The sequence below is a fragment of the Boseongicola aestuarii genome (assembly GCF_900184815.1).
Lineage (GTDB): Bacteria > Pseudomonadota > Alphaproteobacteria > Rhodobacterales > Rhodobacteraceae > Boseongicola > Boseongicola aestuarii.
In genome coordinates this window covers 20695-35386 of sequence record NZ_FXXQ01000010.1, presented here as the reverse complement: position 1 = coordinate 35386, position 14692 = coordinate 20695, and the positions used below count along the sequence as shown (strand labels likewise).

Annotated in this window: 18 protein-coding genes; 2 read left to right on the top strand and 16 right to left on the bottom strand. The window is 58.4% G+C overall.

The genetic code is table 11. The features are described 5' to 3' along the window. Window positions 1–101: 101 nt before the first annotated feature. From BOA8489_RS14070 to BOA8489_RS14000, 16 genes are all read right to left on the bottom strand, one after another. Window positions 102–512, bottom strand: coding sequence for a secondary thiamine-phosphate synthase enzyme YjbQ (locus tag BOA8489_RS14070; protein ID WP_093974899.1), 411 nt, complete (start codon window positions 510–512; stop codon window positions 102–104). Then, a complete protein-coding gene (locus BOA8489_RS14065; protein ID WP_093974897.1) occupies window positions 509–1057 on the bottom strand; it encodes a dihydrofolate reductase family protein in 549 nt (182 codons plus the stop codon). The genes BOA8489_RS14070 and BOA8489_RS14065 overlap by 4 nt, the downstream gene beginning before the upstream one ends. A 62-nt stretch (window positions 1058–1119) precedes the next feature. Next, complete coding sequence (locus BOA8489_RS14060) at window positions 1120–1875, bottom strand: hypothetical protein (protein WP_093974895.1); 756 nt, start codon at window positions 1873–1875, stop codon at window positions 1120–1122. A 58-nt stretch (window positions 1876–1933) separates the two neighbouring features. Beyond that, a complete protein-coding gene (locus BOA8489_RS20500; protein WP_176440310.1) occupies window positions 1934–2104 on the bottom strand; it encodes a hypothetical protein in 171 nt (56 codons plus the stop codon). Between the two features lie 37 nt (window positions 2105–2141). Then, window positions 2142–2498, bottom strand: coding sequence for a YigZ family protein (locus tag BOA8489_RS14055; protein ID WP_093974893.1), 357 nt, complete (start codon window positions 2496–2498; stop codon window positions 2142–2144). A gap of 3 nt (window positions 2499–2501) precedes the next feature. Further along, window positions 2502–2783 (bottom strand): HlyU family transcriptional regulator, encoded by a 282-nt coding sequence (locus BOA8489_RS14050; RefSeq protein WP_093974890.1) that lies wholly within the window; start codon window positions 2781–2783, stop codon window positions 2502–2504. 26 nt (window positions 2784–2809) lie between these two features. Beyond that, window positions 2810–3232, bottom strand: coding sequence for a lipocalin-like domain-containing protein (locus tag BOA8489_RS14045; RefSeq protein WP_176440316.1), 423 nt, complete (start codon window positions 3230–3232; stop codon window positions 2810–2812). 1 nt (window position 3233) lies between these two features. Next, window positions 3234–5219: an RNA polymerase sigma factor RpoD gene (gene rpoD / locus BOA8489_RS14040; RefSeq protein WP_093974886.1), complete on the bottom strand. Its 1986-nt coding sequence runs from the start codon at window positions 5217–5219 to the stop codon at window positions 3234–3236. Window positions 5220–5328: 109 nt separating this feature from the next. Next, window positions 5329–7296, bottom strand: coding sequence for a DNA primase (gene dnaG, locus BOA8489_RS14035; protein WP_093974884.1), 1968 nt, complete (start codon window positions 7294–7296; stop codon window positions 5329–5331). Further along, window positions 7293–7610, bottom strand: a complete 318-nt coding sequence (locus tag BOA8489_RS14030; protein WP_442319942.1) for a hypothetical protein — start codon at window positions 7608–7610, stop codon at window positions 7293–7295. The genes dnaG and BOA8489_RS14030 overlap by 4 nt, the downstream gene beginning before the upstream one ends. Window positions 7611–7750: 140 nt before the next feature. Continuing rightward, a complete protein-coding gene (locus BOA8489_RS14025) occupies window positions 7751–9202 on the bottom strand; it encodes a TadE/TadG family type IV pilus assembly protein (RefSeq protein ID WP_093974880.1) in 1452 nt (483 codons plus the stop codon). Between the two features lie 2 nt (window positions 9203–9204). Then, window positions 9205–9633, bottom strand: a complete 429-nt coding sequence (locus BOA8489_RS14020) for a TadE/TadG family type IV pilus assembly protein (protein WP_176440315.1) — start codon at window positions 9631–9633, stop codon at window positions 9205–9207. A gap of 1 nt (window position 9634) precedes the next feature. Further along, complete coding sequence (locus BOA8489_RS14015) at window positions 9635–10048, bottom strand: TadE/TadG family type IV pilus assembly protein (RefSeq protein ID WP_176440314.1); 414 nt, start codon at window positions 10046–10048, stop codon at window positions 9635–9637. Between the two features lie 202 nt (window positions 10049–10250). Continuing rightward, on the bottom strand, window positions 10251–11687 hold the full coding sequence (locus tag BOA8489_RS14010) for a Glu/Leu/Phe/Val family dehydrogenase (RefSeq protein WP_093974873.1): 1437 nt from the start codon (window positions 11685–11687) through the stop codon (window positions 10251–10253). 116 nt (window positions 11688–11803) lie between these two features. After that, a complete protein-coding gene (locus BOA8489_RS14005) occupies window positions 11804–12319 on the bottom strand; it encodes a hypothetical protein (protein WP_093974871.1) in 516 nt (171 codons plus the stop codon). Then, window positions 12316–12903 carry a TetR/AcrR family transcriptional regulator gene (locus tag BOA8489_RS14000; protein ID WP_093975080.1) on the bottom strand — a complete coding sequence of 196 codons (588 nt, stop codon included), beginning with the start codon at window positions 12901–12903 and terminating at the stop codon, window positions 12316–12318. Before BOA8489_RS14000 ends, BOA8489_RS14005 begins: the two co-directional genes overlap by 4 nt. Window positions 12904–12990: 87 nt before the next feature. Here BOA8489_RS14000 and BOA8489_RS13995 point away from each other — a divergent pair, with 87 nt between their 5' ends. Then, window positions 12991–13278 carry a hypothetical protein gene (locus BOA8489_RS13995; protein WP_093974869.1) on the top strand — a complete coding sequence of 96 codons (288 nt, stop codon included), beginning with the start codon at window positions 12991–12993 and terminating at the stop codon, window positions 13276–13278. An 81-nt stretch (window positions 13279–13359) separates the two neighbouring features. Beyond that, a complete protein-coding gene (locus BOA8489_RS13990; RefSeq protein WP_093974867.1) occupies window positions 13360–14646 on the top strand; it encodes a homoserine dehydrogenase in 1287 nt (428 codons plus the stop codon). Window positions 14647–14692: the final 46 nt, after the last annotated feature.

Below are 14692 nucleotides of genomic sequence, written 5' to 3'. Positions count from 1 at the left end.
GACAATGCGTTGCGCGATTGCACCGCCACTGATGGGAACACCTGATCGCGCGCGGTCGAAGCGTTCGCGTTCATCTTGATTAACGCAATCCAAGCGCGCCTTTACGCTTGCATCATCATGACAGCGACTTGCCTTTGATGCGCGCGCCGTCGATGTTCGAAAAGGTAAATGCCTTGCCAGGTTCCAAGCGCAATCCGGCCCGAAATGACTGGAATCGTCAACGAAACCGGAAGCATTGCCGCCTTGATATGCGCCGGCATATCGTCCGGGCCTTCGTAGGTGTGCGTCAGATACGCCATCGCCGGATCATCCGACGGCGGCACGAGACGCTGAAAAAACTCATTTAGATCAGTGCATACATCCGGATCCGCATTCTCTTGGATCAAAAGCGAACACGACGTGTGTCTGACGAATACGGTCAGCGTGCCATGGCCGGTGGCGAAAGGTTCAAGTCGGTCGGTGAACTCGTAAAGTCCGGGGCCACGGGTCTGGATGTCTATCAGATGGCTCATGACGCAAGCTCGAAATACTGGGTTCCGGTATCATTCAACATGGTTTGAGACAGAACCCGGAAGCCACGGTCGGTGAAAATAGACAGGGGGTCGGAGCCGCTCTGATCAGTGAAAACCGGTAGTCCGTTAACGAAGGTTACCGGCTCAATCGTCAGGTGAACACGATGGATGGCGTTATGCTTGAGAAACCAGTCGTGAACGCGGGTGCCCCCCAGAATCAAACCGTTTTGCAGAGGCCGCAAGTGCTTGACCTGCTGGGCAAGATCATCGGGCGTTAAGGCCGTGGGATCACGCCAAAGCTGGGTTGGCCTTTGCCATCCATTTGTTCTTGAGGAAAAAATAATGCGCCTTCTTGTGGGCTTGTCCGCTGCAAGATGCGTGTTGCGTCCCATGATGGCCCAATCCGCGGCTTCGACATCGCGAAAGAAAAGCGCCTGCTCTTCGGGGCTTGCCCAAGTCTGGGGAGCATCGTCCGTGGCGCGGGCAATCAGACCGTTTCGCGAGGTCGCAACAGTGAGTGTGAAATGGGCGCCTGACTGATCCATTCACCTTTATTAGCGGCGATCAGCGCGCTGCGGAATGGTTAATACCAGAGGTAAAGTCAGGATCAGGCGGCGATTTGCGAGGTGTAGGCGTCAGCCAGCGTGACCACACGACCAGCATTGCCCGCTGCGCTGTTGGCGGAGCGAAATCGAGTTTCGAGGTCCGCGATTTCCTTACGGAAAAGCGCCCATTCTTCGCCCTTGCGCGGCAGGTTCTGCAACTCTGGCGAATGCCCCTTGGAGGCAAGCGACCTGGCCTCAATCACAAGGTCCGCAATCCTGCCCGCACCAAGCATCTGTGCGGTTTTGGCAAACCGTTCAAACGCCTCGGCTGGCTGCTTTGCAAGGTAGCGTGGTAGATGGCCGCTGCAGAAAATCCGTTCGATTTCAACGGCATCACGCGCAATGCATTCATTGGGGTTGGGGCTGTAAAGCGGGTTCGCCTCAACCTTCTTGCGCGCACCCATCCAGGTGTTCGACAAGCGCACCACAGCTTCATCGGGGTCAATGTTGGCAGCCACAGCGGCAAGATTCGAAGTGTCGACGTAGGGCGGTATTTCGACCGACGCGGCGAAACTGACACCGGGGTCCTGCCCTGCGGATTTCTGCGCGCGCGCTTTGCGTGACATGCGGCGCAGGACAAGAAGGACAGCTGCCAGCATCGCCAACGCGATCAGGATGTTCGGCCCGTTTTCACCCATGCCACCCGTCAAGGCAGCAATCGGAGCGAGTTCATTGCCCTGAAGCGTGATCGTTTCGACGGCGTTTACCAGGCCAGAAACCTGACCTTCGGGCGGGATGATATGATGGACCTTGATCATTCTACCGGGTTAACGGCCGGTTGGGGCGGGAGTGTGCCGGGAAATTGGCTTTTTGGGGTCAGTAGCCGGTGACCAGCCCGCGCAGAAACGGCAAGAAAACTGCGGCAATCACGCCGACGATGGCCCCGATCAACAGCCGCGGGATAAATCCGCCAAGGCGCGGTGCGACGACACTGAGAACGCCGCAGACCGTCGCATAAAAGGCAAGTGAAATGGGTTCCATGGGCATAGATTAACAGGTTTTCCGCCACGCCCTAAACGTAGAATTAACCAAGCCGGCGATGGTTGAAGTAATGGCGCACGCAGTCCTGAACGCGACGAAAGCGGTCTGCGCCAAGCTGTTTACCGCCGTACCAGCGCGTCACGACAATGACATGGTTTTCAAGCCCTTCACGTTCGAGCATGCGCAGGATCACCATGCCCGCCCCTGATTCCCGATCATCGCTTTTGAGCGGTGTGCCATCAACGATCGCAGCCCAGCTATTATGCGTGGCTTTTGCGAATTTCTTGTTGCTACAGAGGGACTTGATAGCGGCCTGTATGTCGTCGGCCGACATCACAGGTCCACCCGAAACCGCGTATTTTGAGCCGCGGTCCGTCAGAACACTGTCGAAGGTTTCCACCCGTTAACCTTGGTTAAAGAGCCGGTCACCCTGCTGGTCGATCAGTGTCTTCGCCTTCTCGAAAGCGGCCTCGGCGGCGGCTTCAGGCGTCATCAAGGTGTCAGCGCGAATGAGATGATGGGACTTCATCTCGCCGTTCACCTCTTTGGTAATGATCGCCGAGATACGGTGCTGACCGTCGGCGGGCATCGGTTCAGGGGTGATGGTGAAGTCCTTGTAGGTTTCGGGCTTTTGGGCGGGCTTCGAAGAGGCGCCGCCGCCGAAGAGTTTTTTGAGGAGGGACATGGGGATGCTCTCTTTCCTGTTTGGAGTCACGCCGCGCGGGACCAACGGAGACGATGCCGGATTTGCCTGTCTCCCCACGCAATCGGGTCGGTGCTCAACTCAAGCTCATTTCCGGCAAAGCGCATGTAACGCTCTTGGCGGCTTGGTGCCCAGTTCGGGAACGAGCTTATTGCGACCTGATGGATGACCTGATCGCCTTCGATATGCCAACGCCCGGAGTATGACAGGCTCGATTTTGCCGAACGCACGTATTCTTCAGGCCGCCCGTCCATTGTGTCCGCCAGATCGTGGTTAACGCGGCTGGCTTCCATCAGATGAACATGCACGAAGCCTTCATCAGTGTAGCAAATCACGCCTTTGGCATCTTGGCCCATTGGGTGCGTGACGGTGCCGCTGTCATCTTCCGCCGTCCACTCCAAAAGGGCCCATGTGCCAATCAGCGCCTTCAACCTACTGATCCAGGAACGACCGCAGCTTCCTGCTTCGGCTTGGATGCTTGAGCTTCCGCAATGCCTTGGCCTCGATTTGACGGATACGTTCGCGTGTGACGCTGAACTGTTGGCCGACTTCCTCAAGCGTGTGGTCGGTGTTCATGCCGATGCCGAAGCGCATGCGCAGAACGCGTTCTTCGCGCGGAGTGAGCGAGGCGAGAACCCGCGTCGTGGTTTCCTTCAGGTTTTCCTGAATGGCGGAATCCAGCGGCAGAACGGCGTTCTTGTCTTCGATGAAATCGCCAAGCTGGCTGTCTTCCTCGTCGCCGATTGGCGTTTCGAGTGAGATCGGCTCCTTGGCGATTTTCATCACCTTGCGGACCTTCTCGAGAGGCATTTGCAGCTTTTCGGCCAGTTCTTCCGGGGTCGGCTCGCGGCCGATCTCGTGAAGCATTTGACGACCTGTGCGCACCAGCTTGTTGATCGTTTCGATCATGTGGACCGGAATGCGGATGGTGCGAGCCTGGTCGGCGATCGAGCGGGTGATCGCCTGACGGATCCACCATGTCGCGTAGGTCGAGAATTTATAGCCGCGCCGGTATTCGAATTTGTCGACGGCCTTCATCAGGCCGATGTTGCCTTCCTGAATGAGATCAAGAAATTGCAGGCCACGGTTCGTGTATTTCTTCGCGATGGAGATCACGAGGCGCAGGTTCGCTTCGACCATTTCCTTCTTGGCCTGACGCGCTTCTTTTTCGCCCTTCTGAACCTGCTGCACGATCCGGCGGAATTCCGGGATATCAACACCGACGTACTGGCCAACCTGCGCCATCTCGGCGCGCAGCTCTTCGATCTTTGGTGTAGAACGCTCAAGCAAAGTGACCCATCCGCGACCGGATTTTTCGCCCATTTCCTCAAGCCAGTTGGGATCAAGTTCGCGACCGCGATAGGCGTCGATGAATTCACGTCTGTTGATGCGTGCCTGGTCGGCAAGTTTCACCATATTCGAGTCGATCGACATGATGCGGCGGTTGATGCCGTATAGCTGGTCAATCAGAGCTTCGATGCGGTTGTTGTGCAGATGAAGTTCATTCACCAGAAGCACGATTTCTGAACGCAGTTTCTGATAGGCATTCTCGGACTTGTCCGAAAAGCTGTCGTCCTCGTTGAGCGTCGCGGACATGCGCAGGTCCTGCATTTCCGACAGCTCGTTGTAGTCGTGGGCGATGACCTCGAGTGTTTCAAGAACGCGGGGTTTCAGCGCGGCTTCCATGGCGGCAAGCGACATGTTGGCGGCTTCGTCTTCGTCCTCGTCATCGTCGTCGTCGGTCTGGATCGGATTGCCGTCTGCATCGACTTCCTGATCGGCGGAGGATTTCTTGTCCGCCGATGGCGCAGCGGTGGCATCGACCACCGGGGCGCTGCCGTCTTCATCGCCCAGCGTGTTGCCGAAAGTGGTTTCGAGGTCGATCACGTCGCGCAGCAGAATGTCTTCGCTCAGAAGTTCGTCGCGCCAGATGGTGATGGCCTGAAAGGTCAGCGGGCTTTCGCAAAGCCCGGCAATCATCGTGTTGCGGCCAGCTTCGATGCGCTTGGCGATGGCGATCTCGCCCTCACGGGAGAGCAGTTCAACCGAGCCCATTTCGCGCAAATACATGCGGACCGGATCATCGGTACGGTCGAGCTTTTCAGTCTCGGTGGTCGAGACCGCGACTTCGCGAGAGCTGGACGCAGCGACAACATCAGTTGTGCCTTTGTCGTCGTCTTCGGCTTCTTCATCTTCGATGATGTTGATGCCCATCTCGGACAGCATCGACATCACGTCTTCGATCTGTTCGGACGATACCTGATCCGGCGGCAGAACCTTGTTCAGCTCATCGTAGGTGATGTAGCCCTTCTCGCGCGCGTCGCCGATCATCTTCTTGACGGCAGCCTGGCTCATGTCGAGTCCGCCTTCGGCGTCCTGATCGTCGTTCTTGCGGTCGTCGTTGTCTTTGGCAGCCATCCGGCACTCCCAAGAAAATCGTGTGATTCGGGCCTGAGCGAATCATCTATTGCGAATCAGAGAATCACAACCCGTGGCCCTGTTTTTTATGTCGACACGCGCAGAAATGCTACGGCCTGTCGCGGCGACCTTTCGAGAAATCTATCTGGTCCAAAAGTGAGCTCAACTTCTGTTTTTCATCCCGCTTTACCCGGGCCCCGTTGGGCCCAAGGTCATATTCTGCGCGATCATCCGAACCGGACTTCTCGCTTTTGTTGCGGGCCTCTGCAGCCTGGCGCAGGCGAGTCGTCAACACCTCGTCAGCCGCACCGGAAAAGTCCTCAAGGGCGTCGTCCAACTCGCGTATGGCCCCGCGACGGGCGGCCAGTTTCGCAAGTTCTTCCGCCACCGACATTTCGGCGATGTCCTGTCCCGCCCCGGATCGTACGCCGGGCGCAATCTGGACATGGCGCGCTTGGGTCAGTTTTTCAAGAGCATCGGCGCCGCAAATCCGAGTTAATTCATCGGGCTTGGCACCCCCGGTCTGCAATAGCGCCGAACGCACGGCATCGTGTTCGGGGCGGGTTGTGTTCATGCGTTCCAGATCGGCCATGAAGCGGTCGACCAGCGCCGGGTGGCGCACCAATGTGGCAAGGATCACGGCCTCACGGAGATGGTCTTCGAAGGCGGTTCCGGCAGCGGCAAGCGCGCTGGATTTCGTCTCGGGCATCGGGATCGGAATGGGCTTGCCGAAACTTCGGCCAAAGCCCCCACGCTGGAATTTCCGGGCCTTGCCGCCCTGCCCTTCGGGCGCTCCGTCGAACAGGATGCGGCGCAGGCGGTTGATCTCGTCGCCGTAGTGGCGGCGAAGGGATTGGTCGCGCACGTGGCGGATCGCCTCGCTCAGGGTGACGTCCAGCGCCGCTTTGCGCTCGGGGCTGTCGAATGTCTTGCCCTCGGTTTCGCGCCGCCACAAAAGCTGCACCATCGGGATCGCTTGATCCAGCAGGCGGCGCATGGCCCCTGCCCCTTCGCTGCGCAATAGGTCGTCCGGGTCGAGCCCCTCGGGCATGAGGCAAAACCGCAGGGACTTGCCCGCCTCGATCAGAGGCAGCGCCAGATCGACAACACGCATCGCCGCGCGCAAACCCGCCGTATCGCCGTCCAGCGCGATGATCGGCTCGTCCGAGATGCGCCACAAAAGCTGCAACTGGGCTTCGGTCACCGCGGTGCCAAGCGGAGCGACCGTCGAGGTAAATCCGGCTTCCGAAAGCGCGATGACGTCCATGTAGCCTTCTGCGACGATCAAGGGCTGACCCTTGCCTGCGGCTTCACGTGCGGGACCGTGGTTGTAGAGGCTGCGGCCCTTGTCGAACAATTCGGTCTCTGGCGAGTTCAGGTATTTGGCGTTGTCATTTGGGTCCATCGCGCGCCCGCCAAAGGCAATCGCGCGTCCGCGCGGATCGCGGATCGGGAACATGATGCGGTTGCGAAACGTGTCATAGGGGCGTTTGCCCTGATTGGAGGGCTTGGCGAGGCCGGCGGCGAGGATCAGGTCCTCGGCCACGCCTTTGCCTGTCAGATGGTCCCAGAGTGCCTGCCAACCGTCCGGTGCAAAGCCGATGTTCCAGCGTTCCAGAGCGGCGTCGCCGAGGCCGCGTTTCGTCAGATAATCGCGCGCGGGTGCTGCGGCGTTGGTTTTGAGGTTCAGGCGGAAGAACTGCACCGCCTGCTCCATGACGTCGGCCAATTGCGAGCGGCGGTCGGCTTTTTCCTGTGCCTTCGGATCGCGCGCGGGCATCTGCATCCCGGCTTCGCGGGCAATGATTTCAACGGCTTCGATGAAGGAGACGTTTTCTGTTTCCTGCACGAAGCTGACCACATCGCCCTTGGCGTGGCAGCCAAAGCAATAGTAGAAGCCCTTTTTGTCATCCACATGAAAAGACGCGGTTTTTTCCTGATGAAAGGGGCACGGCGCCCACATGTCACCTTTGCCCTGATTGGACTTTCGCGTGTCCCACATGACTTTGCGGCCCGCGACCTGAGACATCGAGGCGCGGGTCTTCAGTTCGTCAAGGAAACCGGGGGGCAGACTCATGGCTCTAATATTGTGCCTTGCGCGGGCGAAGTCCACAGACGAAAACGGGCGCCCCTCGGGGCGCCCGCTTCTATTGCTGTCCCGCCGCCATAGCCAGCCATACGCACGCGCCCGGTGGTGGTGAAGTGGTCTTCGGAGTCTGCCTGGCAGGTGCCGAAGTCAGAGTTCGATGTGCCGTCGATCTCGCCGCCTGCAATGACCGAAGCTCCTTCGAATCCACTGGCTTGTGCGGCGAACTTCACGTTACTGGTGGCAACGATCTGCCCTCCGCGGAGCGACATCTTCGCGGCTGTTGTCATTCCGCCGAAGGCGATGATTGCGCACCGCCGACACTTTATCTGTAATTTAGGGTCGGAAGTAGCGAGGGTTTTCGTTGGTCATACCCGTTAGTTCAAAAGCGAATGGCGCCAGCTCGAAAGCAAACGCCCTTCTCGCCCCGTGTCCCCACTGGGTTTTATCCCGCCAGACGCGGCGGAGGGCTAGTCGTTGGAAAGAAGTTATGAAGGACAACGCCAGGGCAGCCTTCGAAGCTCGAGTTTGAAGTTCCGTTGATTTCGCCACCCGCAATCACTGAGGCACCGACGAAACCATCGGCCTGCGCGGCGAAGTTCACGTCACCTGCTGCGATGATCTGACCACCCAGAAGCTGCATCGTCGCCGCCGACTTCATGCCGCCGTAGGTGATAAGGGCGGCACCGCCCGATTCACCACAGACCTCCATATTCCCTAGATCAAGCCCTTGTGGTGATGTGATCGAGTTGTCGTCCGTGCTTCGCGTGATGAACGTCGCGTTTCTCATTTCCGAACCATTTGCAAAGTCGAGATCGCAATCGGTGATGAGGACGACGTTTTCAAAGACCTCTGCCGGGATACTCAGACCGGTTCCGGTGCAATTGACTTCGTTGATCGCGTTGGGACGGAGGCAGTCCACCGAAAACACCTTGCAATTCGTGGGAGTGTTAGGGTCGCTGTTGTTGCCGTTGCCGCCGCCACTGGATCCGCTTAGAACGTCAACTGTATAGACATTTTTGTCTGTGATATAATCACGTGTATGCGGGTTCTTGGTTGGACTTAGGACCCCGGCAACGACCTCTGTAATAAAGGCATCAACGTCGAAATGGTACTCTCCGACGCCCCGCTGTGCCTCCCAGAGGCCCTCATTTTGTTCATAACCGTTTGCAGGAATGATCAGGTCGTCTGCAGTCAGATCATGTTCCATAATCTCTGCCACCGAAACTATGACGGGATAATGCTTTCCGTCCACCCCCACGGCGGGTTCTAGCTCGAAGGTATTCCCATTGTTAATTTCGACGTGGCTGTTTGAGTGAACGCAGAATCCTTCGGTGAAGGTATTGTTAGCCTGCAAATCCACGCGTCCCTCAGCATAGAAACCCGCGCCAACGCACGGTACATCCCCATTAATGAAAACCGCCTGCGAACGAACGTCAAATTCGTTGAAACCAACGAGGCGGAGCAAGAAACTACTTACAGGGTTCGCATTTTCGGCCAGGCGGTCGGAGGTCACCATAACAGCCTCGTCCAGGTTATCTTGAATGATAAACTTCTTGCTGGCTTGCCAGTACACGCCGAAATGCACGTTTTCTTCCCGAAGCACATCGCCGTAACGACCCGTTGGCATGTTTGCCTGCGCGTATTCCAACGCCTTTTCCTTGGCTTCGGCAACCGTGCTTCCGTTTTTTAAGGATACCATAGCAGCATGCGCAGCTACATCGGAAGCCGTCTGCAATTGATTTCGAGCAGATATTAGACTCGCCATATCAATCGCGATGCCGCCAAAAATTGCCAGCGTCATCAAGAAGTATAGATTAAGGACCGACATTGCCCCTTCTTCATCGCGGCAGTGTCCACGGAAAAAAGTCCTTGCTCGATTGACTCCAATTTGCATTTTCAGAACTCCTTACGTTGCTGGGCGAAGACCCGGACATTGAGATCCGCGAACTGAGAAACGAAATTTAGCGGGCCGCCAAAATCACTCGCAGGAACAATGACTGAAGTTGTGATCAGATTGTCGTTAATCGCTACGTTAACGGTTGCATTTTTTGTCGTGCCAGAGAGCTCCGCTTTAATCAGCGCGACGGTTTCGCCCTCTGTTAGAACATCTCCCACCGAGTATGCACGCGTGCCGGTTTGAGCGGCGGCAAATGCCACAGACTGCCCAAAGAATATTAACGCGACCTGCCCCGCAGCCATCAATGCAATAACAAAAAAGGGAAGCCAAAGCGCTGCCTCGACTGTCGCGTTTCCGGACTCGCCTCCGACAAACCTGCGAGCCCGTCTCAGAGCTGCTTCACCAAGAAATGAGAACGCTTTTTTCATATTAGACATCCCTCATGTGAACCGAAGAGACCGTGACATCGAGGTTCATGATCGTAGAGATTGTTCCGATGATTGCGAGGTCGTTTGACGGCAGCACGACCACGGTAGATATTGACTCGCTGTCGAAAACCGTTGTGACTTTTGCGTTCGGGCTAAAGCTCTGAACGCGGGCTAGGATTGCGGCCTGCGTCGCGTCAGCATCGGCAAAAGTTCCAAGAGAGGCTTGTCGATTTCCATCGTAAGCCATTCGTATTGCCTTCGCCTGGCCATGGAAAATATTTGAAACGTCCACAATGAACGCGAAAAAAATGAGATATATGGGCACCCACAACACCGCCTCCACGGTAATGGTGCCATCGTTTTCACGAAGGAACCGGGCCGGGATCAGCCTGCTGAAAGCCTTGAAGACACTCATACCTAAGACACTCCTTGCTGGGTGATCCGGGGGGGCAGGATTCACTTTTCCAGACATTCACTTAACACCAGAAAAACGGCGAAAATGAGGATGCTCTGCGCAATTCGGTCTTTGAATTGGCATCAGTGTTCGTAGGATTTGATGATTGTTTCTCGCACCGGAAGCAATCGCCAAAAAATCCGGCGATTGCTGCTTTTTGAGCCTAAAGGCCTTTGGCGCGGTAACTGGCTGAGACGCGCTGAATCGCAACGACATAGGCCGCCGTGCGCAGGTCCGAAATCTCGGGATGATCATGCCATGTTTCGCGCATCGCCTGATAGGCCCCGCGCATCGTGTCATCCAGTCCCGAGCGCACCAGTTCCAACTCGCCCGCGCCGCGCAGGTACTTGTCCTTGAAGCCCTTGGACAACTGCCAACCGACGCCGGTATCTTTTGACAAACGCTCCAGCTCGTCCACCAGAAGCTGGTGGCGCGATTCCTCCTGGCGGCGCTGCATACGGCCAAAGCGGATGTGACTGAGATTCTTGACCCACTCGAAGTAGGACACCGTCACACCGCCCGCGTTGGCATACATGTCCGGGATCATCACACAGCCCTTTTTGCGCAGGACTTCATCCGCACCCGCCGTGATCGGACCGTTCGCGGCTTCGATGATCAACGGGGCCTTGATGTCCTCGGCGTTCGACAGGTTGATTACGCCTTCCAGAGCCGCCGGGATCAGGATGTCGCAGTCGTTTTCCAGCACAAGCGTGCCGTCTTCGACATAGGTTCCGTCAGGAAAGCCCTTTACGCCGCCATGACTGCGGATCCAGTGGCTGACCGCTTCCACGTCAAGCCCGTCTTCGTCGACCAGAGCGCCGTCGCGTTCGATGATCCCGGTGATCCTACAGCCGTCCTCTTCTGACAGGAACTTTGCAGCGTGATACCCAACGTTGCCAAGGCCTTGCACAATCACGCGCTTTCCGTCGAGCGTGCCCGACAAGCCGGTCTTCGCGATATCCTCGGGATGCCGGAAAAATTCCTGAAGCGCATACTGCACCCCGCGTCCCGTGGCTTCGACACGGCCCTGGATACCACCTGCGTGGGGCGGTTTACCGGTGACACAAGCCTTCGAGTTGATGTCCGTCGTGTTCATCCGCGCGAACTGGTCGGCAATCCACGACATTTCCCGCTCGCCAGTCCCCATGTCGGGCGCGGGCACGTTCTGCGACGGATGGATCAGGTCGCGCTTGATCAGCTCATAGGCAAAACGGCGCGTGATCCGCTCCAGCTCGTCTTCTTCGTATTCACGCGGATCAATGCAAAGACCGCCCTTGGACCCCCCGAAAGGGGTTTCGACCAGCGCACACTTGTAGGTCATTAGCGCCGCAAGCGCCTCGACCTCATCCTGATTTACGCCGAGCGAAAAGCGGATACCGCCTTTCACGGGTTCCATGTGTTCCGAGTGTACCGAACGATACCCGGTAAAAGTCTGAATGCGACCCCGCAGCTTGACCCCGAAGCGCACCGTATAGGTCGAGTTGCAGACGCGGATCTTTTCCTCAAGCCCCGGCGGCAAGTCCATCAGCGCGGCGGCGCGGTTGAACATAAGATCAACGCTTTCGCGGAAGCTGGGTTCGTTGCTGGTACGTGCGGACATATGCGTCCCTCCCTATCGCAATGATTTCGCGGTCTTTCGCCGCTGCGTGGGAACAAGCCTATCGGAACGTGCACGGATTGCCAGACAAACCCTGCCTGAAATCTAGGCGCCTCGTCTTAGTCGTCGTCGTAGGACGGCAACATATTAAGGCTGGCAGCCGTCAGAATCTCGGCCATTGCCTTGGCCTGCCCGCCTGACACCACGCCGCCGATCCCGACGTATGTGCCTCGCGCCCACCAAAGGCCGGGTGCCCAGCCGGGTTCGGTCGGCGTCTTGAGGCGCACAAGGAACCCCTGCGACGGTTTGAAGGCAAAGGCCCCGCGTTCGACCTTGTCGACGTTGTCGACCCGCGTCAGCACCCGGCCCGAGCGTGTGCGCAGGACCTCGCGGGTCAGCACGATCTCGTCGGCTGTGGAACGGCGCATCACATCTGCGCCCCAAAGAGCCGCCACCCCGAAGACAATGAAGCCGATCCGCCAGCCAAACGACGGAGAATTCGCGATCCCGAGCCACAAGAGCAACACACCCAGCGCGAAGAAAACAATAATCCCCATCCATCGCCGCCCGGCCGAGGCCGGCAAAACGGACAGGATGTCTTCGGTCTTTTGATCGTCGCTTGCAGTCTCGTTCACGGTGACACGGTCCTTCGCACAAGTTCGCGGTAAATCGTCTGAATGCGGTCGCGGCTGAGGCGTCCGCCGTCGCGATACCACACGTGAATGCCGGCCAACATCGCAATCAGCGCCATTGTCGTGATGCGGGCGTCATCGATCTTGAACGCGCCGGTGCCTGAGCCGTTTTCAAGGATGGATTGAAGCTGGTTTTCATACCGGCGGCGCAGGGCCTCGATTGCGGCGAAATTCCCCGGCGAGAGATTGCGCAACTCCATATAGGCCAAAAACACAGCATCGGGGCGATCAATATGAAAGTCGATGTGAAAGGCGACAAAGGCCTGAAGGTGATCCTGTGGCGTGCTGCCTTTGTCCACGGCCTCCCAAGCCGCCAGCAGCGCGGTCATGTGCTCCTGCATCAGGTCAAACAGCAGCGTCTGCTTGTCCGGCGTGTAGAGATAAAGCGCCCCCGCCCCGACACCGACTTCGGCCGCGATCTGTCGCATCGAAACTGCTGCGTAACCCGAGCGCGCGAACAGGCGCAGAGCCGCCGCGCGGATCGCGGGACCGGTGATATCAGCGTGTGAACCTGCCTTTCGAGCCATGCGGTCCTTTGTATCTGAACAAGCGTTCATTTCAATTGACGATTGCAGCCTCTTGCAGCGCCCCATGACTGGGGTCACATTGGCGCCATGCGATTGGTGTCCCTCTCTATCTTAGGCGTTACGCTTGCTCTGGCGGGCTGCATCGACTGGCCGGACGTGCCCGAGCCCGAAGGCAGCGTCACCTCTGACGCCTGGCCACGGCTTCAACCGATTTCTGACCTCGGCGCGGCACCGACCGGCGTGGACACGGATCTGGCAGCTTTCCGGACAATCGAGCAACGCGCCGCAAGTCTGCGCCTGCGCGCCGCTTTATTACGCAGCCCGTTGACCGGTCAGGACAGTTTCGACCGCCTGCGCGACAGACTTTCGCAGTAATCCGGCGCGCACGCGCTCGGGGCGTTGCCCAAGCCCGCGCGACACGCTAACACGCATCGTCGCCAAAAGGAGCCGCACGCCATGACTAAGCCTCTTCGCCTTGGAATCGCCGGACTGGGAACGGTCGGCGCAGGCGTCGTGAAAATCGTCCAGACCCACGCCGATCTTCTGGCCTCGCGCACAGGTCGTCGGGTGACGATTTCGGCCGTGTCGGCGCGCAGCAAATCGCGCGACCGCGGTGTCGATCTTTCGGCCTATGCCTGGGAGGACGATCCGGTTGCCCTTGCCAAGCGCGACGACGTGGATGTGTTTGTCGAGCTGATGGGCGGCGAAGACGGCCCGGCGAAAGCGGCCACCGAAGCCGCGATTGCAGCCGGAAAGGATGTAGTGACGGCCAACAAGGCGATGCTGGCGATCCACGGACAGGCTCTGGCCGAAACCGCCGAGGCGAAAGGCGCCTGTTTGCGCTTTGAAGCGGCCGTCGCCGGTGGCATCCCTGCGATCAAGGCGCTGACCGAAAGTCTTGCCGGCAACGAGATCACCCGGGTGATGGGCGTGATGAACGGCACCTGCAACTATATTCTGACCCGAATGCAGGATGCTGGGCTCGATTATCAGACCGTGTTCGCCGAGGCCGAGGCGCTGGGCTATCTCGAAGCCGATCCGACGCTTGATGTGGGCGGGATCGACGCCGGGCACAAGCTCGCGCTTCTGGCTTCGATCGCCTATGGAACGCAGGTCAATTTCGCCGCGATGTCCATTGAGGGCATCGAGCGCATCACCATCGAGGATATCGAGCAGGCCGCCGATATGGGCTATCGGATCAAGCTTCTGGGTGTTGCGCAGATGACGGGACGTGGGCTTGAAACGCGCATGTCGCCCTGCCTTGTGCCTGCGACCTCGCCGCTTGGACAGCTTGAGAACGCCACCAACATGATCGTGCTGGAAGGCGACAGCGTCGGCCAGATCGTGCTGCGCGGTGCGGGCGCGGGCGAAGGCCCGACGGCCAGCGCGGTGCTTTCCGATGTGCTTGATCTTGCGCGCGGAACGCGTGTGTCGACATTCGGACGGCCCGCTGGCGATCTTGTCGCAGCACGCGCGGCCGTTTCGACTGCCCCTGCTCCGTTCTATATCCGCTTTGCGCTGGTCGACAAACCGGGTGCTCTGGCCAAGATCGCAACCGTTCTGGGAGATGCGGGCATTTCCATCGACCGGATGCGCCAGTACGGCCACGAAGACACCACCGCGCCCGTGCTGATCGTGACACACAAGACCACGCGGTCAACGCTGGACGAAGCCCTGTCGGCAATGGACAGCACCGGTGTTCTGGCTGGCGCGCCTGTGGCCATCCGCATCGAAGAAGTCTGACGGCCCGCGTTAACCCAATGTCAAACTACTCGCGCCTAGACTGTAC